Genomic DNA, 24195 nt, shown 5'->3' on the forward strand with positions numbered 1-24195 from the left:
CGGCGGCGAGTGCTACACGGGTTGCGCCGGCTCCCATGCGAGCCCCACCGGCTCGACGTCGCCCGTGGTGGAAGCCGCGGCCTTCGATGCGCGTGCCGATCGGGGAGAGGCGGCGGGTGGGTCGAGGTGTTCGTTGCGCCACTGGCTCGGCGGCTTGCCGAACTCGGCGCCGAACCAGCGCGAGAACGCGCTGGATTCCGAAAAGCCCAGCAGTTCGCCGATATCGGACATTGAATGACGCGGCTGGGCCAGATACCGCTTCGCGTGCGACGCCCGGATCTCGTTCAGGAGAACGGAGAACCGCTGTCCGGTCTGTTCGAGCTGGCGTTGCAGCGTGCGCGGCGTCAGGCCCAGCCGGAAACTGACGGGCTCGATCGCGCCCTGGCCGTGCGGCAATAGCACGTGAATGGTGCGGCGTACGTTGTCGGCGAGCGATTCCGGGTTGTAGCGCGGCTGCAGGTCGAGCAGTTCCTTGGCGTAGCGCGCGAGATGCGCGTCGGCCAGCGGGTTTGCGCGGTCGAGATCCTGCCGGGCCAGCACAATGCCGTCGAATTCACTATCGAACTCGACGTGCCGTCCGAAGAAGCGACGATGTACCTCGAGGCTCGCGGGCGCGGCGTGCGCGAAATGCACGCTGCGGGGCATGTATTGCGGGTTGAGTGCCGAGCGCACGAGACTGAATACCACGCCGACCGTCAACTCCACCATCTCGGGCCCCGGCTCGGGACGCCCGGTCACGAGTCCGACATGCACGACCGCGATATCCGCGGTTTCCTCGAGGTGGATGACCACCGAATCGCTCAGCAGATGGCGGTAGTTCTCGATTTGCGCCAGCAACTGGCGCAGTGTCGGTTGATGCTGGAGCAGCAGACTGATCGGCCCGAAATCGGAGAGCCGCCACGCCTCGCCGACGCGTACGCCTGGCGAGCGGCAACCGGCGGTGCGCGCCGATACCTCGAACACCCGTGCGACGCTTGATTCGGGAAGACGCAGATCGGGTGTCGTGACGCAGGCGGGATCGAGCCCCGCTTCACGCAGCGTGCGAACCGGATCGACGCCCGCGCTTCGGGCGATCTCCGAAAACTTGGTCAGGGACGCGGCTCGAACCAGGGGCGGCATGGCTTCACAGGCGGATTCGACTCCGGGGAGGGTAGCGACTGCGCCGTGCGGCGTCTGTCAGGAATAACCATGAACGGAGCGCGTGTCGCGCGTTGTCAGATCGTGTCGTCCGGCGTCAAGCGGACGAGCGGCGCATTTCCCACAATGCCTGTCCATGGAGGTGTGTCGCCGACCGCATTCGCAAAAGGGCCGCAACGAGCGCAGCGGGCAGGCGGCGGACGCTCAAGCTTGCGACGTGCGGAGACATTCGTGCCGCCCCTCGCGCGAGATCTTATATTCACGGGAATCCGGCCATGAGAATCGAACGACTGACCTGCAACATCGGCGCTGAACTTTCCGGCGTTCATCTGCGCGACGCGGCGCGTGACGACACCCTGTTCGCCGAAATCAGGGCGCTGCTGCTCAAGCACAAGGTGTTGTTTCTGCGTGACCAGGACATCACGCGTGCGGAACACGTCGCGTTTGCGCGGCGCTTCGGCGAACTGGAGGATCATCCTGTCGCCGGCAGCGATCCGGAACATCCGAGGCTCGTGCAGATCTATCGCAGCGACAAGAAAGAGAGCTACGAAAACAGCTATCACACGGACGGTTCGTGGCGGCCCTGTCCGTCGATGGGCGCGGTGTTGCGCTGTATCGAGGGGCCCGAAGTGGGGGGCGACACCATCTGGGTCGACATGGGCGCGGCATACCGCAATCTGCCCGAGGAGATCAAGCAGCGTATCGACGGGTTGCGGGCCAAGCACAGCATCGAGCATTCGTTCGGCGCGGTGATGACGCTCGAGGCGAGGACGAAGCTCGCCGAGGAAAACCCGATGGTCGAGCATCCGGTGGTGCGAACGCACCCCGAGACAGGTGAAAAAGTGCTCTACGTGAACGGCTTCACGACCCATTTCGCCAACTTTCATACGCCCGAGAACGTGCGGTTCGGGCAGGACAAGACCCCCGGCGCGAGCCATCTGCTCAACTATCTGCTCAGCCAGGCCTATATCCCCGAGTATCAGGTGCGTTTTCGCTGGAAGCCGAATAGCGTGGCCGTTTGGGACAATCGTGCGACGCAGCACTACGCCGTACATGACTACTGGCCCGCTTCGCGCAAGATGGAGCGCGCAGGCATCGTCGGTGACCGTCCGTTCTGACAGGCGCGTGCGCTGTGTCTTGCGATACGTGGTGCCCGACGCAGCAGGATCGAGAAGGCACGGGATTGATTGGCATAACGATATATCTGGCAGCAGCGAAAAAGCAGGAATCGAGGAGACGGAAGATGGCACATGCAATCAGGTTGTATGAGACGGGTGGACCCGAAGTCATGCGCTGGGAGGCGGTCGAGGTCGGCGCCCCCGGCCCGGGCGAGGTGCGGTTGCGCCACGAGGCGGTCGGCCTCAATTTTGCCGACACGTATTTTCGCAGCGGCCTCTATCCGGTTCCGCTGCCGGCGGGAATGGGCGTGGAGGCGGCGGGTGTGGTCGAGGAGGTGGGAGCGGGCGTGACCAACGTGGCGCCTGGCGACCGCGTGACCTACACGGGATTCGTGAACACACTCGGCGCGTATAGCACCGAGCGGTTGATTGCGGCGACCCCGCTGATCAGGCTGCCGCAGGACATCACGTGCGAGACCGCGGCGGCCATGACGATGCGCGGCCTCACGTCGGCTTACTTGATGCGGCGGATCTGGCCGCTGCAGCCCGGCGAGACGATACTCGTGCACGCGGCGGCGGGCGGTGTTGGCCTGATTCTTTGCCAGTGGGCGAAGCTGCTCGGGCTCACGGTGATCGGTACCGTGTCGAGCGAGGAGAAGGCTGCGATCGCGCGCCGGCGCGGCTGCGATCACGTGATTGACTATTCGCGCGAAGACGTGGTGCGGCGCGTGCGGGAGCTGACCGGCGGCGCGGGCGTTTCCGTCGTCTATGACAGTGTGGGCAAGGACACGTTCATGGCCTCGCTCGATTCGCTCCGGCGCCGCGGCTTGCTTGTCTGCGTCGGGACGGCGTCCGGTACGGCGCCCGCGTTCGAGCCGCAACTCCTCGCACGCAAAGGCTCGGTTTTCGTCACGCGTCCGGCGCTCGCCGACTATATCGCCGATCCGGCGGAAAAGGCCGAGCTTGCCAATGAAATCTTCGGTCACGTCGCTGCGGGCCGCATCGAGATCGAAATCAACCAGCGCTATGCGCTGCAGGATGCCGTGCATGCGCATCGGGACCTGGAGGCGCGCAGGACGACCGGCTCTTCCATTTTCACGATCTGACGCTGCGCAGAAGCAGGCGGCTCAAAGTCACGCAAATCCGGCGCGTTTGGCGCATCGACAGAAAAGCAAGGAGACGAACGTGGGAATGCAAGCAACTGCCGCGATGGGAGACCCGCTCGCGCCTGCCCCGGCCGTATCCAGGGCCTACGCGTGGAGTGTTTTTGCACTGACCTTCGGTCTGCTGCTCGCGGACTACATGTCGCGCCAGGTGCTCAACGCGGTCTTTCCGCTGCTCAAGACGCAATGGTTGCTCACGGACACGCAGCTGGGTTCGCTCAGCAGCATCGTCGCATTGATGGTGGGGCTGCTGACGCTCCCGCTGTCGATGCTGGCCGACCGCTGGGGGCGCGTGCGCAGCCTGATCCTCATGGCGATACTGTGGAGCCTCGCCACGCTCGGATGCGCCGTGTCGGCGAACTATGGCCAGATGTTCGCGGCACGCTTTTTCGTCGGCGTGGGCGAGGCTGCCTATGGCAGCGTGGGTCTTGCTGTCGTGCTCAGCGTGTTTCCCGCGCATTTGCGCGCAACGCTTTCGGGCTCGTTTCTCGCGGGCGGGTCGTTCGGGTCCATGCTGGGCATGGCCTTGAGCGGCATCGTGGCCGCGCGGTTCGGCTGGCGCTGGTCGTTCGTCACCATGGCGGTGTTCGGCCTCGTGCTCGCCGCGATCTACCGCGCTGTGGTCACCGAGCAGCGCCTCGCGCCCGACCGGCCGGTCGCGCCGCGGCGCGCCGGGCGCGCGACGCAGGCTCGCTTCACGCCCCGCAGTTTCGGGCGTGCACTGTTCGCTGCGAAAGCCGTGGTTTTCGCCTATCTGGGCTGCGGTGTGCAACTGATTCTGCCGGGCGCCCTGTTTGCGTGGTTGCCGAGCTACCTGGTGCGTTCGTACGGGATGCCGCTCGATCGCGCCAGCGTGGTGGCAGCATCGCTCGTGCTGACCTCGGGGGTGGGCATGAGCGTCTGCGGCGTACTGACCGACCGGATCAGCCGGCACCGACCGGCACGCAAATGGACGATGGCGATCGTCTATTGCGCCAGCACGTTCGTGGCATTCGGCACGGCCTTCCACCTGCCGCCGGGTTTGCCGCAACTGGTCTCGATTGGCGTCGGCATGTTCCTCGTCTCGGGCGTCTGCGGCCCGACGGGCGCATTGGTGGCAGATCTCACGCCTCCCGCGATCCACGCGACGGCGATGGCGATCTGGGCGCTGGCCAACAACCTGATCGGCCTCGCAGCGGGACCGCTCATCACCGGCATGCTCGCCGACCGGCTGGGCCTGCACGTCGCACTGCAGCTTATCCCGTTTGCAGCCCTGGGCTCGGCGCTGCTTTTTGTCCTCGGCAAGCGGCGGTATGCAGGCGACCTTGCCCGCGGGGTGGCGTCGACGCGCGAAGGTTGAGCGGGCGGTTCGACGACGATGCAGCAACCGGCGGACGCGCGCCGCCGGGATCCGGAAGCACACCAGGCAGGCGCGCGCAGCAAGCGGGCCGATAAGGCCGGCTGTCACAACAGACTGGAGGAGACGCAATGAAACTGAAGTCGAGCGCCGTGACCGTGTTTGCGTTCATGGCCGGGGCGGCGCACGCGCAATCGTCGGTGACGCTGTTCGGGGCCATCGATAGCGGCGTGTATTACCAGAGTACGTCGGCTGCATCGTTCGCGAGCACGGCGAAGAACCTGGGGCACGTCTACGGGTTGAAGGATGCCGGGATCTATTCGAGCTTCTGGGGGATCAAGGGAACCGAAGACATCGGTGGCGGCTACAAGGTCAATTTCAGGTTGCAGGGCGTATTCAACAGCAGCAGCGGCAAGCTCGGTCTCGCCGATACGACTGGCGCTTCCGCGATATTCAACCAGCAGACGACGGTTGGCGTGTCCGGCCCGTTCGGTTCGATCGACCTAGGACGCCAGTTCACGCCGATGATCCATGCGATGGCCGATACCGATGTTCGCTCGGCGCAGTACTTCGGAAGCATCCTGGGCGCCTGGCTCGGCTTGAACCAGGCGGCAGGCTGGGGCGGCACCAACACCAACGTACCGATCGGCGCGCTCTATGACAGCAATGCGATCGTCTATCAGTCGCCGAAGTTCTACGGTGCTTCCTTTGCGCTGGAATACGCGCCTGGCGGCGTGCCCGGGCAGATCCAGGGCGGCACGCGTGAGTCGGCCGTGCTCAGGTATTCGAACTACGGCCTCAATCTGGCCGCCGTCTACTACAACGCGCATGACACGAACCTGCCGGCTACAGCGCCCGCCACGGGGCTCGACAACAATCGCCTGTACTACCTGGGCGCGAAGTATACGTTTCGCGGTGTGTCCGTGTCGGCTGCCTACGGCATCGGGCGGAATCCTTCGAACGTGAACCAGGCGGACTACGAACTCATCTCGGGCGGGCTCGGGTATCAGTTCTCTTCATTCTTCAGGATCACGTCGGGCTTCTATTATCTGAAGGATCGAAACAACGCCACGAATCATTCGAGCGAATACGCACTGGGTGCGGAATACAGCCTGTCCAAGCGCACCCTGTGCTACGTGCAGGTAGGCCATGTCGCGAACCATGGGACGATGAATCAGACGATCACCTACGGTGCGCCCGTCGCGCCAGGCGTCTCGACGACGGCAGCCATGCTCGGCATTCGGCACAGCTTCTAAAGATGTGGTCTGAAACCGGAGAACGTGATGAATAAAAAAGGATTCCTATTCATTGTCAAAGCAGCATCCGTCATGACGTGCGCATTGATGCTGACGGCCGGTGCATGGGCGCAGGGTAGCCAGACGGTGGGGGCATCGGCGTCCTCCGCCGCGCCCACGGCGAAGGAAACGAGAAAGGCGAACCGCGCACTGAAGCGCCAGGTGTACGCCGCGCTCGCGAAGCACAAGGAGATCGAAGCCGGGAATATCAGCATCGTGGCGAAAGACGGAGCGGTGACGCTCAACGGCACGGTCACGGATGCGTCCCAGATCGATACCGTGGGCGAGGTGGCCAGGAATGTGCGTGGCGTGAAGTCCGTGACGAACCGACTCTCGGTCGCGCGCCCGCTGGGCGAGTAGCGGGCCGCCGCACGCCCGGGCCGCGGGCGCGCGACCGACGACATCCGATGTTTGATCGACAGTCTTTATCTTTGGAGAACGCGAATGAATTTTCTTGACGGTCATCTTTTTCCCGAGAATCAGCCGCCCTTGATCATCACGGCCGCGCCTTATGCCCCCGGCTGGTTGCCGACCGACTTTCCCGAGGATATTCCGGTGACCATGGACGCGCAGATCCAGAAGGCCGTGGACTGCTACAACGCCGGCGCGACGGTGCTGCATCTGCATGTCCGCGAGCTGGACGGCAAGGGCAGCAAGCGCCTGTCGAAGTTCAACGAACTGATCGCGGGGGTGCGCAAGGCGGTACCCGAGATGATCATCCAGGTCGGCGGCTCGATCTCGTTCGCGCCCGAGAACGAAGGTCAGGCCGCGAAGTGGCTCGCCGACGACACCCGCCATATGCTGGCCGAACTCGAACCCACGCCGGATCAGGTGACGGTGACGGTCAACACGTCGCAGATGAACGTCACCGATCAGGCGGAAGACTCGGATTTCAGGGGAACCTCGCGCGCGAATCCCGCGCTCTTCAACGCATACAAGGAAATGACCGTGCCTGCGCAGCCGGGCTGGGTCGAGGAGCACGTGCGCCGCCTGACGGCGAAGGGCATTCAGAGCGCGTTCCAGTGTTACAACATCAACAGTTTCGAGTCGGTCGAGCGGCTGATGCGCCGGGGTTTCTACAAGGGCCCGCTGGTCATGAACTGGGTGGCGATCGCGGGCGGCATGGATACGCCGAGCGTCTATAGTCTCGCGAACTTTATCCGCGCGGTGCCGGACGGCGCCGTGGTGACCGTGGAGAGCAATGTCCGCAACGTGCTGCCCGTCAACATGATGGGCATTGCGATGGGCCTGCACGTGCGTTGCGGCACGGAGGACTGCTTGTGGAACCCGTCTCGCACGGAGAAGATGAGCACCGTGAAGCAGATAGAGCAGCTCGTGCGCATCTCGCGCGAATTCGGCCGCGAGATTGCCACGGCGCAGCAAGCACGAGCGATCTCGAGGATCGGCGTGTTCTACGACACGGTGGAAGAGTCGCTGCATGCGAACGGCTTCGCGCCGAACCGCAACGGCGGCAACCAGGGGTTCTTGCGCAAGACGGCCTGAGCGAAAACCGCAAATGACGCGCAATGGGCGGGACGAGGCGTACCCGGCGTTGCCGGCGCGTAACGGCTCGCGTGCGTGTTCTTTTCGTCAGCGCCATGCGGCGTTCGCAGCACGATCCGGTCAGGCAGGCGGCGAAGGTTGGTATGGCCCCGCAATGTGCGCAGGCAATAAAAAAGCCCGCTGCTTGAGCGGGCTGAATCCATGTTTGGAGACATGGAGGAGACAGACGTAAATTTAAGGGAAAACCCGGGGGTTGGCAAGCCCCCGTTGTATTCATGCAACTTGCTGCCGCACCGGCCGCCGCGCATCGACGCGGCCGGTGCGCACTTACATGCCGGCGGCCCGCGCGTGCGCCGCAAACGCACCGAACCGTTCCTGCGCGACAGGCAGCGCGTACTTGTCGCGCATCTCCGTCTCGATCCACGCACAGGCCTCGCGCGCGCAGTCGGTCAATGCGTGCCGCGTCGCGTGCCCGTCGATGTCGTAGACGAAGCGCACGCCGACCTCGTCGTCGGCGACCTGTCGTTCGAGCTGGTTGAGCTGCAGTTGCGGCCCGTGCTGTTGCGACAGTGCGCGCAGCTCGTCGAAGTGATATTCGAGCCAGTCCGCGAAGAACAGGGCGTCGCTGTGGCACGGCAGGCGGAAGGCCGCGCTGCGCGACGGGCGCGGCCCGGCTTTGCCGGCCGCCGCATGCGGGTCGTGGTCCGCGGCGATCGATGCGTCGACAGGCGCGAGCGGATGCTGAATCCGCTGGTACGGTTCGCGATCGCGCAGCGCATGCCAAAGCAATTCGTCGCCGGCGGCACCGGACGGCTGCATCGTCAGGTCGTGCCGGCCGTTGCCGGCCGGGGCAATGTCGCGGATCACGAGGCGCAGCGAGCAGAGCGGCTCGTCCGCGACCAGCAGTGTCGCCGCACGCGGCAGCCCGCAGACGAGCGGCGCGGCGCCGGCGGCGCGAAACACGAGCCCGTGGCGGTCGAGCCGCACGAGCGGCAGCGGCCTGGGAAACGACGGATAGGCGACCGCGATGCGGGCGCCGTTGGCGCTCGTCAACCCGGGCATCATCGCGCGAAAGACCTGAGACTGGTCCACGTTGGTTCTCCTTCGTTACGATGCCGCCCGGACGGAAACGCGCGTTCCGGTTCAGGCGGCGATAGCTTGCCGGGCTGCCTGCCCCGGCTCGATTCCTAGTGCCGCAAACGTTTGCGGATCAATGTCGATCCAGCACGCGACCACCAGACGCCCGTCCACCTGCTTCGGCGGGCCTGCACGGTGCGCGTGTATGCCGATCCGGCGGAACAGCCGCTCCATGCTCGCGAACGTCACGCCGATCAGTTGCCGCGCGCCAAGCTGCGCCGCGCATTCGACGACGGCCGCTAGCATCGGGCGCACGGCCCACTCGGCATTGCCCGGCCCGCCTTCGTCGTCGGTCGCCGCGAACCTGGACAACTCCCAGACGGCAGCCGATTGCGGCAGCGGCATGTCTTCGGCGATCAGGTCGGCGAACAGCGACTTCAGCAGATACGGGCGCGTCGTGGGCAGCAGCCGCGCACATCCGCACATGTCGCCGCCGGCGTTTCGAGCGAACACGTAGACGGTATCGTCGCGATCGAACTGGTCGCGCTCGAAACTTTCGTTCGCCGACGGGAGCGCCCAACCGAGCTGTTCGACGAACACGCGGCGCCGATAGCGCCCGAGATCCGCTGCCAGTTCGTGTGGTAACCGCCCTTCCTCGTGAACGAAGGTCTGCATGGGTGTCCTCGGATTTGTGCTTTTGTATGCGTGCATTACAGCGCGCGGCACGAGGAGGCTGTAACTGGTAACTCTTACAGGTTGGCGGCGTAAAGACGCCATTCAGGACGTGGTAACGGTTTCTTGATCGACGGGATTGAAAACCGGGCCGCTTTTGCTTATAAAGAGCGCCAGCATCGCGGAAATTGTCAGATGAATGCGCGACCGGTTGTCACTGGAGCGTCGGACCGGCATGATAGGCGTCGTTGTGCCCGAGCAGGGCCGACGCGACCGCGGCGGGCCAGTCGATGCAGGCGAGCCGCGCGGCGAGCGCGGCGGCCGTGCGGAACATGCCGATGTCGGCGCCCTTGGCGTCGACGGCCATCACGTTGCTGCGGACGTCGCCGCCTGCGATCACGAACGCGCCGGTCGCGCGTTCGAGGTACCAGTCCCAGCCGATGGTCACGTATGCGACGCCGGCACTGGCCGTGCGCTGCCATTCGGTATAGCCGGCGAGGCGTGCGTCGATCGCGTTGTCGCGCAGCTCCGCAAGCAGCGATGCATCGAGGCCGCTTGCGACATGGTCGAGCGCAAGCGCGGCCAGTGCGCCTTCTGACAGGCGTACGTAGCCGTCCGGGGACGGGCCGGGGACCGGGTGCAGCAAAGGTGAAGTCATGCGCGGAATGTATCAGCCCCGAATGGGAGCTGGCACCTGACAAGTATGACAGCGTGACGTTGTCGGAGAAAGAATGGAACTGCGCTGGCAGGATGCCTACCAACAATTCAGCGCCGCGGAAGACGAGCAGCAGCTCTTTCAGCGGATCGCCGCGTATTCCAAGCGGCTGGGATTCGAATACTGCTGTTACGGCATTCGCGTACCGCTGCCGGTATCGAAGCCGGCGGTCGCCATCTTCAATACCTATCCGGACGGCTGGATGGCGCACTACCAGGCGCAGAACTACATCGAGATCGATTCGACGGTTCGCGACGGCGTGCACAGCACCAACATGATCGTCTGGCCGGACGTCGACCGGATCGACCCGTGTCCGCTATGGCAGGACGCGCGGGAATTCGGGCTGTCGGTGGGCGTCGCGCAGTCGAGCTGGGCGGCCCGCGGCGCGTTCGGCCTGCTGAGCATCGCACGCCACGCCGACCGGCTGACGCCGGCCGAGATCAACATGCTGACGCTGCAGACGAACTGGCTCGCGAACCTGTCGCATTCGCTGATGAGCCGCTTCATGGTGCCGAAGCTGTCGCCCGCGGCGGGCGTCGCGCTGACCGCGCGCGAGCGCGAAGTGCTGTGCTGGACGGCCGAGGGCAAGACCGCGTGCGAAATCGGCCAGATCCTCAGCATCTCGGAACGGACGGTCAACTTCCACGTCAACAACATCCTCGAGAAGCTCGGCGCGACGAACAAGGTCCAGGCGGTCGTCAAGGCGATCTCGGCCGGGCTCATCGAGGCACCCTGACACGGGCGATGGCGGCGGCGCCGAATCCGGCTGCCGCCATGCCGCTTACTCCATCATCGGCTCCGCTTCCTTCGCGGTCCAGCTCACGCTGGAAATGCTCTTCTCCATGCTGATCCGGCTCGCGATCTGCTCGAGCTTCTGCTGATCCTTCGGATGCAGCTTCAGCGTCGCGGTGACCTTCAGCCGGTCCGGCCGGTCCGGCTGGTCAGGTACGTCCTCGCTCGTGAGGCTCTGGAACGACAGCGGCTTCGCGTACATCGAGTTCGACAGCAGCGTGCGGATGTGCACTTCGTCAGAGGCCAGGCAGATCACGGTGATCTGGTATTCGCGCACGAGATCGGCGTTCGACACCGGCGTCGCGTTGATCGCCTGGCTGACGCCGCGCAGCACCGTATTGGTGAGCAGCACGACGCCCGTGCCGGCGAGCGCGGGCACGAAATGACCGGAGCCGGACAGCACGCCGACGGCGGCCGAGCACCACAGCGTCGCGGCCGTGTTGATACCCTGGATCGAACCCTTGTCGCGCATGATCACGCCGCCGCCGAGAAAGCCGACGCCCGACACGACGTATGCGGCGATCTGCGTGACGCCCGCGACGCCGTTGCCGGTCAGCACGCCGAGCGTGACGAACAGGCACGAGCCGCTCGCGACGAGCGTGATCGTGCGAAGGCCGGCCGTGCGCTGGCGCATCTGGCGCTCGAGGCCGATGGCGACGCCGCAGGCGAACGCGGTGAAAAGACGGAGTGCGAAATCGAAAGTCATGGTTGTCCTGCCGTGCGAGGAGCGCATGCCGGCTCGCGTCGCCGCGGCGCAATGCCGAAGGCGACGCGAAGATGGCCGTCATCGCGCGGTACGGTACCGCGCAAATGCGTCATTCAGTGTGAAACGGTAGGCGTGCGGGCTCGCGGAACGCGAGCCGGGGCAGGAGAACTGCGTCGGACAGGCATTCAGGCGGCAAGCGGCGCACGCAACGGAGTGCTGCAACTGTCCACGATGGTTCCTGAAGGAAGAATGGGCGGCATTCTAGTGGGCGGCGAACGCATGCGTCAACCGCCTTGCGGCGGTTGCACTACTGCGCCGAGCCGATCGTCCCCGTCGCGAGCGCGAGCGCGGCGGCCGCCGACAGCGCGCCGGCATAGCTGTCGACCTCCGCGTTCCGGGCCGCGAGCAGTTGACTTTGCGCGATCGTCGCATCGGTAACCGAGCCGACGCCGTTCCGGTACGCGGTCAGCGCCGCATCGTAGCTCGTCTGCGCGGCATCGACGAGCGCGTTCGCGGCGTCGTGCGACGCGAGGCTCGTCTGCACCGCGTTCTGCGCGGCGACGACCTGGCGGACGGCTTCTTCCTTGGTCCGCGTGAGACGCGCGGATGCGCTTTCCGCATCGTTGCGCGCCTGCATCAGCACGGCCGAGCGCAGGCCGCCGTCGTACAGCGGGATCGTCACGCCGAGGAACACGCCGCCGCCGTAGCGGCTGCCGTTCAGGTTGACGGTCGGCGCCTGGTCGCCGATCGCGGGCAGCGCGGAGATGGCCGTGCCGCCGCTCGCGTACGACGTCGACGCGGACAGGAATATCTTCGGCATGAACGCGGCTTCCGCGGCCTTGATCTTCGCGCGATTGGCCTTTTCGAGCGCAAACGCGCCCTGCAGGTCAGGGCGGCGCGCGATCGCGTCCGATACGATCGAGTCGACCGACGAACCGAGCGCGGGCGGCAGCTGCCGTTTCGGCAGCGCGGCGATCGTCGGCTTCGACAGCGGCGAGATGCCGAGCGCGGAGACGAGGGCGAGGTAGCTGTCGCTCGCCGCGCCGTTCGCCTGCACGAGCGCGAGGTTCGCTTGCGCGCGGTTCTGCGTCGACTGTGCGAGCTCGACGACCGTGCCGACGCCGTGCTTGAGCCGCGCGCGGGATGCCGCGAGGATCGCGTCCGCGTTCGCGAGACCCTGTTGCGCGCTGAGTGCGCGCGAGCGCGCGGCTTCGTATCGGTAGTACGCGACCGTCACGTCGTGGATCACCTGCTGGTGCACGGCCGTGAACGCGACGTTCGACGCGATCGATGCCTGTTCGGCCGCTTCGACGCGCGCCGCGCGGCCGCCGAAATCGAACAACAGCCATTGCAGCGACAGCGCCGAGATCGTGCCGTGCACGGTGGTGTTGCTCGATGAGTCGCCGAGTATCGTCGACGTCGAGCCGTGGCTCGTCTGATACGCGCCCATGGCCGTCGCCGACAGTCGCGGCAGGTAGGCGGCCTTTGCAAGGCCGACCGCGAGCGCCGCGTTGCGCGCGTCGTTCCATGCGATACGGGTCAGCGGGTTCTCCGATTCGGCGAGATCGATCAGCTCGGGCAGCGTGTACGCATGCGCGGAATCGAGCGCAGCCGGCGGCGATACCGACGCGAGCGCCGGCGAGGCGGGCAGCGTGTAGTCGTGTGCGCCTTGCGCGGACGCGCGCGGCGGCCCCGGCACGATGTCGCCCGCGGCCGACGTTTGCGGCTGCCACGGGCGGTCGGACGCCTCCGGCGCCAGATCGATCGACGACGTCGCGCAGCCGGCCAGCGCGACGGCGGTCGCGAGGGCGGCGGCGGCGATCGACGCGGCCGGCGGTTCAGGTAGGCGCATGAGGGACGGGCTCCTTCGGTGTGGCTTGACGGGCGGCGTCGGCGATGTGCGCGAGCCGCGTGTCGATCAGGTTCAGCAACGCGTCGCGTGCGGGGTCGGTGGGGGCGGTGTTCGGCGGCGGGGCCGGCGGCGCGGGAGAATCCGGATGGGGCGCGGCTTCGTCGTCGCGCGGTTCGACTACGCGTGCGAGCCGCGCGCCGATCGCCGCGTCGCCCGGCGCGCGTTCGGCGAGCAGGAACAGCGGGCCTTCGATCGCGCCGAGTTCCGCGAGCGCGCATCGCCGCGACGCGAGCCACGCGGCGGCCGGCCGTACCCACGACGGTTCGTAATGGATCAGGCCGAGCTCCTGCGAAATCGCGCCGTGACGCGCGAACGCTTCGGCGGCCAGCGCGCGCCGCTCGGCCGGCTGCGCGATCTGCGCGACGCGCCGCCACTGGTCGAGCAGCGCCGCGATCGCGGTGTCGATCTGCTTGCCGATGCTGACGGGCCAGATGCGCGTGAACACGAGATATACGACCACGTTGCCGAGCAGGATGCCGATCGTGCGATCGCGCGCGAGCGTCAGGTCGAAGCCGGGGCCCGCGCCCTGGATCACGCACAGGAAGAACGCGAATGCGACCTGGAAACCCGCATACGCGATGCGTGGCGACCCGAATGCGACCCACGCGGCCAGCCACGCGCCGGCGAACACGAGCGCCATCAGCTCGCCGATCGACGACAGCGACGGCACGACGAATACGAGCGCGGCCGTGCCGATCAGCGCGCCGGCGATGCAGCCGGCAATGCGCAGCGTGAGCTTTTCGACGGTTTCGGCCGTCGAGCCGAGCGACACCATGTAGCAGGTGATGAAGCAGGTATGGATGCCCGACCAGTCGAGCTGCGAGTACAGCAGGTAGCAGAACATCGCCGCTGCTGTTGTTTTGAGCGCATAGCGGATGTGGTCGGGATTGGTGCGCGCGTCGGGCAGGAAGAAGCCGCCGCGTGGTGCGGCTGGCGCAGGCGGCGCGGCGGTTTCTGTCGGCGCATCGGCCGACGCGTCGGTCGCGGCCGGTTCCGCGAAGTGCGTGATCGCCGTGTGCAGGTCCGTCGCGACGACGCGTGCGAGCGGCGCCAGCGCATCGGCTGCCGGCAGCGCGAGCGTCACGTCGACCGGATAGCCGCCGTGTTCGAGAATCGCGGCCATGTCGTCGAGCGTCGTGGCGATCGGCGCGGCGAATGCGTCGGGCAGCCGCGCGTCCGGCTCGCGGTCCGCGAGCGCGACCGCCACGAGCAGCGCGGTGCTCGACGCGACGGCCTGCCGCAGCGCGACGACATCGGCGACCGACGACGAGCCTTCGAGCTTCGACAGCTTGAGCCACGTGAGCAACTGCTTGTCGCCTTCGCGCAGGCCCGCGTCGAACGCGGCGCGCGCGTCGTCATCGCCGCGCAGCCGGAGCGCCGCGAGCCGCAGCCGCTTCGCGAGCTGCGCGAGCGCGAGCTTGCGCGGCGACGGCGCGATCAGCAGGTTGACGACGATCGCGACGCCGACGGGGATCGCGACCATCAGCCATGCATACAGCAACGCGCGCGTCGCGGCCTCGCCGACCGGCGCCAGGCCGAGCTGGTCGAGCCCGAAGCCGACGATCATCGCGAGGATCGCGCCGACGGGGCGCAGCTTGCTGGCGGACGTCAGGTAGAGCAGCCCGATCGACATCACGGTCATGCACGCGACCCGCAGGATCGAATAGTCGATGCTGAAGATCGCGATGCCCATCACGAGTGCGATCACGACCGTGACGAGCAGCAGCATCGCGACCGCGAGCAGGACGCTCGTTACGCGGTCGGCGCGGTTCAGGAAGAACACGACATACGCGGAAATCGCGGCTTCCGGCGTGCCGTACCCGCTCGTCACGAGCACGACCAGCGCGCAGATCAGCGCGACCCGTACGGCCATCGCCGTGCGCCCGGGAAACGGCACGAGCAGCCGCAGGACTTCGCGCGGGCCCGGCGACCGGACGTCAGCGGCAGGCAGTGCCATGCCGGACCTCGACGATCGCGCTCGCGCCGACGCGCACGAGCTTGCCGTCGGGTTCGTCGAGCTTCACGCGCACGGGGAAGCGCTGCGCGACGTGCACCCAGTTCACCGAGTTCTGCACGATCGGCAGCGAGCGCGGCAGGTTGATGCGAGCGCTGTCCGCGATGCCCGCGCCGATGCCGACGACCTTGCCCGTCATCGGGCGGCTGCGGTCGATCATCGAATAGACGGTCGCGCAGTCGCCGACCTCGATGCGGTTCAGCGACGTCTCGCGGAAATTGCCGACGGCGAACCATTCGCTCGCGTCGATCAGCGTGAAGATCGACTGGTTCGGCGCAAGGGTTTCGCCGGCGAGGACGCTCAAGCCCGTCACGAGGCCGTTGTGCGGCGCGCGCACGATCGTATCGTCGAGCGCGTGCTGCGCGCGGGCCAGTGCGGCCTCGCGCGCATGCAGCGTCGCGATCGCGTCGGCGTCGTCGCCGATCGTCTGCGCGGACGCGCGCTGCTGCTCCTGTGCCTGCGCGAGCGACACGGCCGCGTCGCGCTGGCGGACCTTCGCCTGGTCGAACTGCTGCGCGCTGACATAGCCTTGCGCGGCGAGCGGCGCGAGCCGGTTCACGTCGCGCGTCGCGAGGTCGTGGTTCTGCGTCGCGCGCTTGACCTGCTCGGCGGCGACCGACGCGTTCGAGCGCTCGCCGATCAGCGAACGGCGGCGCGTGTCGAGCGATGCGCGCGCGAGCTCGAGGTCGGCCTGCGCCTGCGCAACCGTCAGCCGGTACGGCACGGGATCGATTTCATACAGCAGGTCGCCCTTTGCGACGCGCTGGTTTTCATGCACCGCGAGCCGGACGATGCGGCCGCCGACAGGCGATGCGACATGCACGATGTCCGCGTCGATCGACGCGTCGTCGGTGGACGGATAGGCCGTCGTGCGGTGGTACGCGTACGCGAGCGCCGCGATGCCGAGCGCGACGATCGCCAGCGCGATCACGCGGCCTTTCATGGAGGGGCGGGCGATTCCGGCGGCCTTCATGCGAACGGCCCCGTCCCGGTGAGCCAGACGATCACGGCGACCACGAGCCCGATCGCGGTGCAGACGGCAAGCTGGTAGGGCACCGTGGCGGCCCAGCCTGTCGCGACGAACACGCGGTGCGCGATGATCGCACCGACGATGCCGACGATCGCGCTGACGAGCCAGAGCGGGAAATACGCGCCGAATAGGACGTACGACGGTGCGCCGCGCGATGCGCAGCCCGCGAGCGGCAGGGCGGGCGCCAGGACGGCGGCGACGCGCAGGGGCGCGCGCGGCGTTGTTTTTCTCATGGTGTGACGAGCTCGACGATGGGGGTGGTGCCGGGCGCGGCGCAATGCGGTTCGTCGCCGCGACGACGATTCCGCGATACGGAGCCGATAATAAAGCAGCGCGATGCGGACCGCCAGCCGGCTGGCCCGCGTTCGTGGTACGGGCCGTGGCCGGTCGCGGCCGCTCCGGCGGCCATGCTGGCTCGTCCGGCATCGCGTTTTCGGCAGCGGTGGCCGGATCGCCGCGATTCTGCCAGCGTCAGCTCGCGTAGGGTTGCTAACGGACTGTAAAGGATCGTCAGACGAAAGAAGGGTGGTGGAATTTGCTGTGCTGACGCAGCGGAATCGGAGTGGAAGCGGTCGATTGTTGCTCGAACACGCGTGAATCCGGTCAGTCCGGCTGGCCAGGCGCATCCTCGGCGAGCAGGTCGGCGAGATCGAAGCGCATGGCCGTGGTTGCGGGAGGAGGGCCGATTGTCGCGCCAAGCCGCGCGAGGCCCCACCGGCGACCGCGACCGGTCGTCGCGGCCGCGATCTGTGTACCATCGTGCGTACGGCGCGAAGCGCGGCACGGGGCGTCACGGCCTCGTGCGACGCGCGTCGCGGAAGCGGTATCGCAACGAAGGTGAACGTTCCATGCGAAGTTTCTTTGTCCGGTTCATTGCAATCGGCGTGCTGTTCCATCTGTATGTCGGGATGCGGATCATTCCCGATGCGTTCGCGTCGCCGGTCTTGCGCACGATCGCGGCGCTCGTGCTGGCGAGCTTCGTCGTGCTGATCCCGGTCGGCATGTTCTCGCGCCGCTTCGACGAAGGCTGGGCCGCGACGCTGGCCGGCTGGGTCGGCTCGTTCGTGATGGGTTTCTTCTCGTCGCTGCTCGCGTTGACGTTCCTGCGCGAATTCGTGCTGCTCGGTGTGTTCGCATGGCGGCATCTCGGGCACGACGGCGCGTGGAGCGGCGCCGCAGCCGACACGGCGTTCGGCGTGCTGGCGGGCGCGGTGCTCGTTACCGCGATCGGGTTTGTCGGCGCGCGCCGCACAGCGGCGGTCAAGCGCGTGTCGATTCCGGTCGCGGGGCTGCCGGCCGCGCTCGACGGGCTGACGATCGTGCAACTGTCCGACATCCACGTCGGGCCGACGATCAAGCGGCCCTATGTCGAACGGATCGTGCGCGCGGTCAATGCGCTCGATGCCGATCTCGTCGTCGTGACGGGCGATGTGGTCGACGGCTCGGTCAAGCGCCTGCGCGAACACACGGCGCCGCTCGGCCGCATGCAGTCGCGGCACGGCAGCTTCCTCGTGACCGGCAATCACGAGTATTACGCGGGCGCGCATGCGTGGATCGACGAATTTCGTCGCATCGGGCTGAAGGTGCTGCTGAACGAGCACGTGCTGATCGAGCGCGGCGGCGCGCGCGCGGTGCTCGCGGGCGTGACCGACTTCACGGCGGGCGGGTTCGATCCTGCCCATCGCAGCGACCCCGCGCAGGCGCTGGCTGGCGCGCCGCCCGACGTCGGCACGAAGATCCTGCTCGCGCACCAGCCGCGCAGCGCGGAAGCGGCGAACCGGGCGGGCTTTACCGTGCAATTGTCGGGGCATACGCACGGCGGCCAGTTCCTGCCGTGGCCGCCGTTCGTGCGCCTGCAGCAGCCGGTGATCGGCGGGCTGAGCCGCTTCGGCGATCTGTGGCTCTATACGAGCCGCGGCACCGGGTACTGGGGGCCGCCGAACCGCTTCGGCGTGCCGTCCGAGATCACGCTGATCCGGTTGACCCGCGGCGGTTAGCCTGCGGCCGTTACTCGATGCGGGCGATGTCGCCGAAGTCGAAGCGCGGGCTGCGCGGGAACAGGCCGGCCGGATCGCCGTAGCCGAGATTCACGAGGAAGTTGCTCCTGATCGCGGTGCCCGCGAAGAATGCGGCGTCGACCTTCGCATTGTCGAAGCCGGACATCGGGCCCGCGTCGAGGCCGAGCGCGCGCGCGGCCAGGATCAGGTATGCACCCTGCAGCGACGAATTGCGGAACGCGGTGGCCTCGATCAGCGCATCGTTGCCGGCGAACCAGCTGCGTGCGTCGGCATGCGGGAAGAGGCGCGGCAGGTGCTCGTGGAACGCGAAATCCATCGCGACGATCACGGTGACGGGCGCGGCCATCGTCTTCGCGAGATTGCCTTGGGACAGCGCGGGCTTCAGGCGCGCTTTCGCTTCGGGCGACTTGACGAACACGAAGCGCGCGGGGCTCGAATTCGCCGACGTCGGGCCGAATTTCGCCACGTCGATCAGCCGGTGCAGCAGCGCGTCGTCGACGGGTTTGTCCTGCCACGCGTTGTGCGTGCGCGCGGTGAGGAACAGTTGATCGAGGGCGGAATCGGAGAGCGTCGTCATGATGGGATCCGGGAAGAAGGCGGCCGGGTCGCGCCGGCCGGCATGGCGGGAGAAAGCGGCACCCATCGGCAGGGCGTGCCGCGACACGCCGCGATGATAGCGTGATGCGCGAAAGCGCATCGCGGTGCGCGGCGGTTTCCTGTCGGCGGCGAATGACAGCGCATGGCGGCGCGCGACGCCGTTGGCTAGTATGCAGACATGCATCGTTCGCCCCGTTCATCGCCTGTTCGTTCCGATATGTCGACGCCTGATTTCTTCGCTGACACACCTGCACCCGACGTGGACTGGTACCCGGACTGGCTTGCGCCGCCCGACGCCGATCGCGCGCTGGCCGCGCTGATTGGCGAGGTCGCGTGGCGGCAGGACACGATCCGCACACCGCGCGGCCGCATTCCGCTGCCGAGGCTCACCGCGTGGCAGGGCGAGCCGGATGCCGTTTATGTGTATTCGGGGATTCGCAACGTGCCGGCGCCGTGGACGCCGGCCGTGCTCGACCTGAAGCGCGCGGTCGAGGCGACCTGCGGCGCGCGATTCAACAGCGTGCTGCTCAATCGCTACCGCAACGGGCAGGACAGCCTGGGCTGGCACGCGGACAACGAACCCGAACTCGGCGACGCGCCGGTGATCGCGTCGGTGAGCCTCGGTGCGATGCGCGTATTCGATCTTCGCCATCGCGCGACCGGCGTCACGCATGCGTATCGCCTCGGGCACGGCAGCCTGCTCGTGATGCGCGGGCGCACGCAGGCCGAATGGCAGCATTGCGTGCCGAAGGCGCCGGGCGTGCAGGGCGAGCGCATCAACCTGACATTTCGGCGTGTGATACTGGCCGGATAGATCGCGCCCCGTTTCTACGATCCACGAATGACCGATGCTGGCAATCGGCCTGGCGTGCGGCACGTTGCCGCACGGATGTTGTACCGTGCAGCCTGATACGGCTCGGAGGCCCGTTCCATATGGGTTTCAGGGATATTCGATCGACCGTCCGGTTCCGATAGATGAGTGAAACCTCTGATGGTGCGTCGCAACAATTATTGACTAGACTGTCGATTGGCTGAGACGCGTCGCATGGCGGCGCGACCTTTTTCGACATGCCCCCGTACGTTGCCGATGCAACGCGTAACGGGGCAGGAGCATAACGCGTGACCGTATTCGACCCTTCCTTCGAACCCTCGCTGCACGTCTTTGAACAAGACGGCGGATGGCAATGGGCGCTGACGGTGAAGCGGGCGACCGGTGTCGGTGTGAAAGTCGTCGCATTCAGCCGGGAAGGCTTTCGCGGCGAAGCCGAGGCTTACGCCGCCGGCCAGCTTGCCCGCGCCGAATATGACGCCGCCGTGACGGCCTGACGCCGTCGCGTCGATCCCGCCTGGGGATCGCATTCGCCGTCCACCGCCCGCTGCCGGACGGTTTTTTCCCGATCGTTTCCCGTCTGCCGCGATGCGCGCATCGCGCGACACTGCATGCGGTGCGCCGTCGCGCCTGTCCGCCCGCGCTTGCCGCGCCAAATGGTCCGTACCATTCGACACGTGTGTGCCATACGCCGCGCTTAACGTCCTTGCACGGCGTCCGTCGCGCCGGCGATGCGGCCTGCGCCGCGGTTCGGGCGCCGGACGCCGGGCGACGACCCATCGACAAGAATGCAGGTCATGTGCGACGACAGAACCGACTACAACCGCCATGCACGCGGCGGATCGCGCACGGCGCGGGCGCCGGAACGGGGATTCACGCTGATCGAGGTGCTGATCGCGCTGGCGATCGTGGCGGTGGCGCTGGGCGCCGTGATGCGCGCGATCGGCGCGCTCGCGTCGGATACCGATACGGCCCGCATGCGCCTGCTCGCGTTATGGAGCGCCGACAATGCGCTCGGCGAAATCCGCATCGCGTCGGCCTGGCCGTCCGTCGGCACGAACACGTTTGCGTGCCCGCAGGGCCGCTACCGGTTCGTGTGCCGCCAGTCGGTGGCCGCGCTGCCGAGCCCGCTCGTGCGTCGCGTGACGGTGAGTGTCTATCCGTCCGCGTCGAGCCGCAACGTGCTCGCCGAAGTCGTCACAGTGATCCAGAATGAAGCGCGCCGCTGAACCGCGCGCGGCGGCGCGCGCCCGCGGCTTCACGCTGATCGAGATGCTGGTCGCGATCACGCTGCTCGCCGTGATCGCGCTGCTGTCGTGGCGCGGCCTCGACGCGACGATCCGCGGCCGCGACGATATCGCGTCGAATCTGGCGCAAACGCGTCTGCTCGGCCGCTATTTCTCCCAGTTGCAGTTCGACCTGATGAACCTCGTGACGGCCGACGAAGTGTTCGGGCCGCCGCTGCGCATCAGCCCCGGCGAACTCGTGATGGTGCGCCATCTCGGGGTCGGCGGCGGGCCGACGCACGTGCAGGTCGTGCGCTACCAGCTCAAGGGGCGCGAGCTCGTGCGCAGCGCGTCGCAGCCGCTCGCGTCGCTGGCCGAGGTCGACGACGCGCTGCATCACATGGACGCGTTCGCGCGCGTGGTCGTCAGCAACGATGCGCGGTCGATGCAGCTTGCCGTGTGGATTCCGCCGAGCGGTTGGACAACGAGCCAGGCGACCGTCGAGCAGACCTACGCGCAGTTTCTCGCGCAGCATGGCGTCAGCAACATCACGTCGCTCGGGATGCCGCTGCCGCGCGGCGTCCGCTTTGCGGTCACGCTGGGCTCGCCGGCGGTCGAATACGTGCGGACGATTCCGATCGGACAGTGACGGCGGCGCGGGCGGCCCCGGCCCGAAACGTGTTCCGTCCCCCGGGCAAAAAGGTCCGTAACTTTCGTCATACGTCTGTTATTGCCCGTCCGTTAGTCTCGTGACGAGCATGACCGCCGCGACCGGTTCCATTGGCTGGTTCAGCGGCGGCATCGGCAAACGGGAAGGGGGCGAACGTGACGGTCGAGCACCGGCATGATGCACACGCGGGCGCGTCAGGGAACGACGCGCGCGGGCTACAGCAAGCGGCGGCGATCCTGAGCCGCGCACAAAACTGGCACAGCGCCGGGCGGTTCGACGACGCTGCGCGCGAATATCTCGCCGTGCTCGCGAAGGAGCCGGACAATCCTCAGGCGCTGCATCTGTACGGCGTACTGCAGTTCCAGCGCGGTGCGGCCGACGACGCCGAAGCGTTGCTGCGCCAGTCGATCGCGATCGCACCCGGTACGCGCGCGCTGTCGGATCTCGGCGCGATCGCCGGCGAGCGCGGCCGCGTCGACGAGGCGCTCAAGCATTTCGCGGCCGCGCTGCGCGCGACGCCCGACGACGTGCAGACGCTCGTGCGTCACGGCAATACGCTGATCGGGCTGCGCCGCTACGGCGACGCGCTGGCATCGTTCGACCGCGCGCTCGCCGTGTCGCCGCTCGTGCTCGATGCGCTCTGCAATCGCGGCAGCGCGCTGCGTGCGCTCGGCCGCTTCGACGAAGCGCTCGACACCTACGATCGCGCGCTGATGGTCGACCCGCGTTCGTTCGAATCGTGGTTCAACCGCGGCCTCGTGTTGCGCGAACTGCAGCGGCCGGCCGATGCGCTGCAGTGCTTCGACCGCGCCAACGCGATCCGGCCCGGCGTGGCCGCGATCATGGCCGAGCGCGGCCGCACGCTGATCGATCTCGACCGGCCGAGCGAGGCGCTCGCGGCGTTCAACGAAGCGATCGCGGCCGATCCCGCGCGGATCGACGTGCTCTACAACAGCGCGGTGGCGCTCGAACGGCTCGGTCGCGCGGACGAATCGCTCGCCCGCTGCGAGCGCGTGCTGATGCTCGATCCGGATCATGTCCGTGCCCATGCGAGCCGCGGCAATGCGTTGCTGCAGCTCAAGCGCTACGACGACGCGCTGGCCGGTTATGCGCGCGCGCTGGCGCTCGATCCGCACTCGTCGGAAACGCTGTGCAACCGCGGGACCGCGCTGCGTTATCTGAAACGTTACGACGACGCGCTGGCCAGCTACGATGCCGCGCTGGCGCGCGACGCGCGTTTCGCCGAAGCGTGGACCAACCGCAGCAGCGTGCTGCAGGACCTGCACCGCTACGATGAAGCGATGGCGTCGCTCGACCGCGCGCTTGCGCTGCGTCCCGATCACGCGACGAACTGGCTCAATCGCGGCAACCTGCATTTCGAAACGGCACGCACGGACGACGCGCTCGCCGCGTACGACCGCGCGATCGCGCTGCATCCCGACTATGCCGAAGCGCATTTCGCGCGCGCGTCGCTGTATCTGATCGAAGGCGATTTCGTGCGCGGCTGGCCCGAATACGAATGGCGGCTGCGCGATGCGCAGCTTGCGCGGCACTACCGACCGTTCACGCAGCCGGCGTGGCAGGGCGACACGCCGCTCGACGGCAGGACCGTGCTGATTCATGCGGAACAGGGGTTCGGCGACACGCTGCAATTCTGCCGCTACGTGCCGCTGGTGGCCGCGCGCGGCGCACGCGTCGTATTCGAGGTGCCGCCGCCGCTGCGCGCGCTGATGGCGTCGCTGCACGGTACGGCGCACGTGATCGCGCGCGGCGAGCCGCTGCCGGCGTTCGACCTTCAGACGCCGCTGCTGAGCCTGCCGCATGCGTTCCGCACCGACGAAGCCACCATTCCGCGCGCCGATGCCTACCTGCATGCGGACCCGCAGCGCATGCGCCAGTGGGGTGCGCTGCTCGGCGCACGGCGCCGGCCGCGCATCGGCCTCGCATGGGCCGGCAATCCGGAGCACCGGAACGATCACAACCGCTCGATCGATTTCGCCCGGCTCGCGCCGCTGTTCGATCTCGACGTCGAATGGATCAGCCTGCAAAAGCCCATGCGCGAACGCGACGAGGCGCTGCTCGCGGATGCACCGATACTGCGCGTCGACGACGAACTCGGCGACTTCGCGGATACGGCCGCGCTGATCGGCGCGCTGGATCTCGTGATCGCGGTCGATTCCGCGGTCGCGCATCTGGCGGGCGCGCTGGGTCATTCGGTCTGGGTGCTGCTGCCCGATCCGGCGGAGTGGCGCTGGATGCGGTCGCGCGGCGACAGCCCGTGGTATCCGTCCGCGCGGCTGTTCCGGCAGCCGGCGCCGGGGGACTGGACGGGCGCGATCGATGCGGTGCGCGCTGCGATTCAGCCGATGACACGTTAGACACGAC

The 24195-nt window shown here is 67.3% G+C and carries 23 protein-coding genes; 13 read left to right on the forward strand and 10 right to left on the reverse strand.

The features are described 5' to 3' along the window. Positions 1-12 precede the first annotated feature (12 nt). Complete coding sequence (locus tag CUJ89_RS21675; RefSeq protein ID WP_114179495.1) at positions 13-1119, reverse strand: AraC family transcriptional regulator; 1107 nt, start codon at positions 1117-1119, stop codon at positions 13-15. Positions 1120-1412: 293 nt separating this feature from the next. Between CUJ89_RS21675 and CUJ89_RS21680 the strand changes: the two genes are divergently transcribed. The 6 genes from CUJ89_RS21680 to CUJ89_RS21705 all read left to right on the forward strand — a co-directional run bounded on the left by CUJ89_RS21680 (position 1413) and on the right by CUJ89_RS21705 (position 7552). Then, the gene (locus CUJ89_RS21680) at positions 1413-2255 is read left to right on the forward strand and encodes a TauD/TfdA dioxygenase family protein (RefSeq protein ID WP_114179496.1); all 843 of its coding nucleotides are present in this window, start codon (positions 1413-1415) and stop codon (positions 2253-2255) included. Positions 2256-2380: 125 nt separating this feature from the next. Next, entirely contained in the window at positions 2381-3361 is a 981-nt protein-coding gene (locus CUJ89_RS21685; RefSeq protein ID WP_114179497.1) for a quinone oxidoreductase family protein, read from the forward strand. 85 nt (positions 3362-3446) lie between these two features. After that, positions 3447-4757 carry an MFS transporter gene (locus CUJ89_RS21690; protein WP_114179498.1) on the forward strand — a complete coding sequence of 437 codons (1311 nt, stop codon included), beginning with the start codon at positions 3447-3449 and terminating at the stop codon, positions 4755-4757. 128 nt (positions 4758-4885) lie between these two features. Continuing rightward, the gene (locus tag CUJ89_RS21695) at positions 4886-6010 is read left to right on the forward strand and encodes a porin (protein ID WP_114179499.1); all 1125 of its coding nucleotides are present in this window, start codon (positions 4886-4888) and stop codon (positions 6008-6010) included. 27 nt (positions 6011-6037) lie between these two features. Then, on the forward strand, positions 6038-6409 hold the full coding sequence (locus CUJ89_RS21700; protein ID WP_114179500.1) for a BON domain-containing protein: 372 nt from the start codon (positions 6038-6040) through the stop codon (positions 6407-6409). A gap of 84 nt (positions 6410-6493) precedes the next feature. Continuing rightward, positions 6494-7552, forward strand: coding sequence for a 3-keto-5-aminohexanoate cleavage protein (locus tag CUJ89_RS21705; protein WP_114179501.1), 1059 nt, complete (start codon positions 6494-6496; stop codon positions 7550-7552). A gap of 327 nt (positions 7553-7879) precedes the next feature. Here the strand turns inward: CUJ89_RS21705 and CUJ89_RS21710 are convergent, their stop codons facing one another. From CUJ89_RS21710 to CUJ89_RS21720, 3 genes are all read right to left on the reverse strand, one after another. Beyond that, complete coding sequence (locus CUJ89_RS21710; protein WP_201752382.1) at positions 7880-8644, reverse strand: hypothetical protein; 765 nt, start codon at positions 8642-8644, stop codon at positions 7880-7882. Positions 8645-8695: 51 nt separating this feature from the next. Further along, positions 8696-9304: an acyl-homoserine-lactone synthase gene (locus tag CUJ89_RS21715; protein WP_114179503.1), complete on the reverse strand. Its 609-nt coding sequence runs from the start codon at positions 9302-9304 to the stop codon at positions 8696-8698. A gap of 211 nt (positions 9305-9515) precedes the next feature. After that, entirely contained in the window at positions 9516-9959 is a 444-nt protein-coding gene (locus CUJ89_RS21720; RefSeq protein ID WP_114179504.1) for a DUF4902 domain-containing protein, read from the reverse strand. Positions 9960-10032: 73 nt separating this feature from the next. Here CUJ89_RS21720 and CUJ89_RS21725 point away from each other — a divergent pair, with 73 nt between their 5' ends. Next, positions 10033-10752: an autoinducer binding domain-containing protein gene (locus tag CUJ89_RS21725; RefSeq protein WP_114179505.1), complete on the forward strand. Its 720-nt coding sequence runs from the start codon at positions 10033-10035 to the stop codon at positions 10750-10752. A gap of 45 nt (positions 10753-10797) precedes the next feature. Here the strand turns inward: CUJ89_RS21725 and CUJ89_RS21730 are convergent, their stop codons facing one another. The 5 genes from CUJ89_RS21730 to CUJ89_RS21755 form a co-directional block, all read right to left on the reverse strand. Continuing rightward, complete coding sequence (locus CUJ89_RS21730; protein ID WP_114179506.1) at positions 10798-11514, reverse strand: MgtC/SapB family protein; 717 nt, start codon at positions 11512-11514, stop codon at positions 10798-10800. Between the two features lie 307 nt (positions 11515-11821). Next, positions 11822-13366, reverse strand: a complete 1545-nt coding sequence (locus tag CUJ89_RS21740; RefSeq protein WP_114179507.1) for a TolC family protein — start codon at positions 13364-13366, stop codon at positions 11822-11824. Next, positions 13353-15383: an FUSC family protein gene (locus CUJ89_RS21745; RefSeq protein WP_114179508.1), complete on the reverse strand. Its 2031-nt coding sequence runs from the start codon at positions 15381-15383 to the stop codon at positions 13353-13355. The genes CUJ89_RS21740 and CUJ89_RS21745 overlap by 14 nt, the downstream gene beginning before the upstream one ends. After that, complete coding sequence (gene mdtN / locus CUJ89_RS21750; RefSeq protein WP_114179509.1) at positions 15364-16413, reverse strand: multidrug transporter subunit MdtN; 1050 nt, start codon at positions 16411-16413, stop codon at positions 15364-15366. The genes CUJ89_RS21745 and mdtN overlap by 20 nt, the downstream gene beginning before the upstream one ends. Further along, a complete protein-coding gene (locus tag CUJ89_RS21755) occupies positions 16410-16703 on the reverse strand; it encodes a hypothetical protein (protein ID WP_114179510.1) in 294 nt (97 codons plus the stop codon). The genes mdtN and CUJ89_RS21755 overlap by 4 nt, the downstream gene beginning before the upstream one ends. 615 nt (positions 16704-17318) lie before the next feature. On the opposite strand from CUJ89_RS21755, the gene CUJ89_RS21760 reads away from it, so the two are divergent. Beyond that, positions 17319-18467, forward strand: a complete 1149-nt coding sequence (locus tag CUJ89_RS21760) for a metallophosphoesterase (protein WP_114181493.1) — start codon at positions 17319-17321, stop codon at positions 18465-18467. Between the two features lie 10 nt (positions 18468-18477). On the opposite strand, the gene CUJ89_RS21765 is transcribed toward CUJ89_RS21760, so the two are convergent. Next, positions 18478-19065, reverse strand: coding sequence for a malonic semialdehyde reductase (locus CUJ89_RS21765; protein ID WP_114181494.1), 588 nt, complete (start codon positions 19063-19065; stop codon positions 18478-18480). A 237-nt stretch (positions 19066-19302) separates the two neighbouring features. Here CUJ89_RS21765 and CUJ89_RS21770 point away from each other — a divergent pair, with 237 nt between their 5' ends. The 5 genes from CUJ89_RS21770 (at position 19303) to CUJ89_RS21790 (ending at position 24188) form a co-directional block, all read left to right on the forward strand. Then, entirely contained in the window at positions 19303-19899 is a 597-nt protein-coding gene (locus tag CUJ89_RS21770) for an alpha-ketoglutarate-dependent dioxygenase AlkB family protein (RefSeq protein ID WP_201752383.1), read from the forward strand. A gap of 305 nt (positions 19900-20204) precedes the next feature. Beyond that, on the forward strand, positions 20205-20411 hold the full coding sequence (locus tag CUJ89_RS21775) for a hypothetical protein (RefSeq protein WP_059585120.1): 207 nt from the start codon (positions 20205-20207) through the stop codon (positions 20409-20411). Between the two features lie 300 nt (positions 20412-20711). Next, positions 20712-21143, forward strand: coding sequence for a type II secretion system minor pseudopilin GspI (gene gspI / locus CUJ89_RS21780; RefSeq protein WP_201752384.1), 432 nt, complete (start codon positions 20712-20714; stop codon positions 21141-21143). After that, the gene (locus CUJ89_RS21785) at positions 21127-21789 is read left to right on the forward strand and encodes a type II secretion system protein J (RefSeq protein WP_114179513.1); all 663 of its coding nucleotides are present in this window, start codon (positions 21127-21129) and stop codon (positions 21787-21789) included. Before gspI ends, CUJ89_RS21785 begins: the two co-directional genes overlap by 17 nt. 176 nt (positions 21790-21965) lie before the next feature. Continuing rightward, positions 21966-24188 carry a tetratricopeptide repeat protein gene (locus CUJ89_RS21790; RefSeq protein WP_114179514.1) on the forward strand — a complete coding sequence of 741 codons (2223 nt, stop codon included), beginning with the start codon at positions 21966-21968 and terminating at the stop codon, positions 24186-24188. Positions 24189-24195: the final 7 nt, after the last annotated feature.

It is taken from the genome of Burkholderia pyrrocinia (genome assembly GCF_003330765.1).
Classification (GTDB): domain Bacteria; phylum Pseudomonadota; class Gammaproteobacteria; order Burkholderiales; family Burkholderiaceae; genus Burkholderia; species Burkholderia pyrrocinia_B.

What these genes read in the sequence shown, in the direction of transcription:
- CUJ89_RS21715 (WP_114179503.1), bottom strand. Translation starts at nt 9,304, where the DNA reads ATGCAGACCTTCGTTCACGAGGAAGGGCGGTTACCACACGAACTGGCA.
- CUJ89_RS21740 (WP_114179507.1), bottom strand. Translation starts at nt 13,366, where the DNA reads ATGCGCCTACCTGAACCGCCGGCCGCGTCGATCGCCGCCGCCGCCCTC.
- CUJ89_RS21680 (WP_114179496.1), top strand. Translation starts at nt 1,413, where the DNA reads ATGAGAATCGAACGACTGACCTGCAACATCGGCGCTGAACTTTCCGGC.
- CUJ89_RS21705 (WP_114179501.1), top strand. Translation starts at nt 6,494, where the DNA reads ATGAATTTTCTTGACGGTCATCTTTTTCCCGAGAATCAGCCGCCCTTG.
- CUJ89_RS21700 (WP_114179500.1), top strand. Translation starts at nt 6,038, where the DNA reads ATGAATAAAAAAGGATTCCTATTCATTGTCAAAGCAGCATCCGTCATG.
- CUJ89_RS21765 (WP_114181494.1), bottom strand. Translation starts at nt 19,065, where the DNA reads ATGACGACGCTCTCCGATTCCGCCCTCGATCAACTGTTCCTCACCGCG.
- CUJ89_RS21770 (WP_201752383.1), top strand. Translation starts at nt 19,303, where the DNA reads ATGTCGACGCCTGATTTCTTCGCTGACACACCTGCACCCGACGTGGAC.
- CUJ89_RS21755 (WP_114179510.1), bottom strand. Translation starts at nt 16,703, where the DNA reads ATGAGAAAAACAACGCCGCGCGCGCCCCTGCGCGTCGCCGCCGTCCTG.
- CUJ89_RS21730 (WP_114179506.1), bottom strand. Translation starts at nt 11,514, where the DNA reads ATGACTTTCGATTTCGCACTCCGTCTTTTCACCGCGTTCGCCTGCGGC.
- CUJ89_RS21685 (WP_114179497.1), top strand. Translation starts at nt 2,381, where the DNA reads ATGGCACATGCAATCAGGTTGTATGAGACGGGTGGACCCGAAGTCATG.
- CUJ89_RS21725 (WP_114179505.1), top strand. Translation starts at nt 10,033, where the DNA reads ATGGAACTGCGCTGGCAGGATGCCTACCAACAATTCAGCGCCGCGGAA.
- CUJ89_RS21695 (WP_114179499.1), top strand. Translation starts at nt 4,886, where the DNA reads ATGAAACTGAAGTCGAGCGCCGTGACCGTGTTTGCGTTCATGGCCGGG.
- gspI (WP_201752384.1), top strand. Translation starts at nt 20,712, where the DNA reads ATGTGCGACGACAGAACCGACTACAACCGCCATGCACGCGGCGGATCG.
- mdtN (WP_114179509.1), bottom strand. Translation starts at nt 16,413, where the DNA reads ATGAAGGCCGCCGGAATCGCCCGCCCCTCCATGAAAGGCCGCGTGATC.
- CUJ89_RS21760 (WP_114181493.1), top strand. Translation starts at nt 17,319, where the DNA reads ATGCGAAGTTTCTTTGTCCGGTTCATTGCAATCGGCGTGCTGTTCCAT.
- CUJ89_RS21745 (WP_114179508.1), bottom strand. Translation starts at nt 15,383, where the DNA reads ATGGCACTGCCTGCCGCTGACGTCCGGTCGCCGGGCCCGCGCGAAGTC.
- CUJ89_RS21690 (WP_114179498.1), top strand. Translation starts at nt 3,447, where the DNA reads ATGCAAGCAACTGCCGCGATGGGAGACCCGCTCGCGCCTGCCCCGGCC.
- CUJ89_RS21785 (WP_114179513.1), top strand. Translation starts at nt 21,127, where the DNA reads ATGAAGCGCGCCGCTGAACCGCGCGCGGCGGCGCGCGCCCGCGGCTTC.
- CUJ89_RS21675 (WP_114179495.1), bottom strand. Translation starts at nt 1,119, where the DNA reads ATGCCGCCCCTGGTTCGAGCCGCGTCCCTGACCAAGTTTTCGGAGATC.
- CUJ89_RS21720 (WP_114179504.1), bottom strand. Translation starts at nt 9,959, where the DNA reads ATGACTTCACCTTTGCTGCACCCGGTCCCCGGCCCGTCCCCGGACGGC.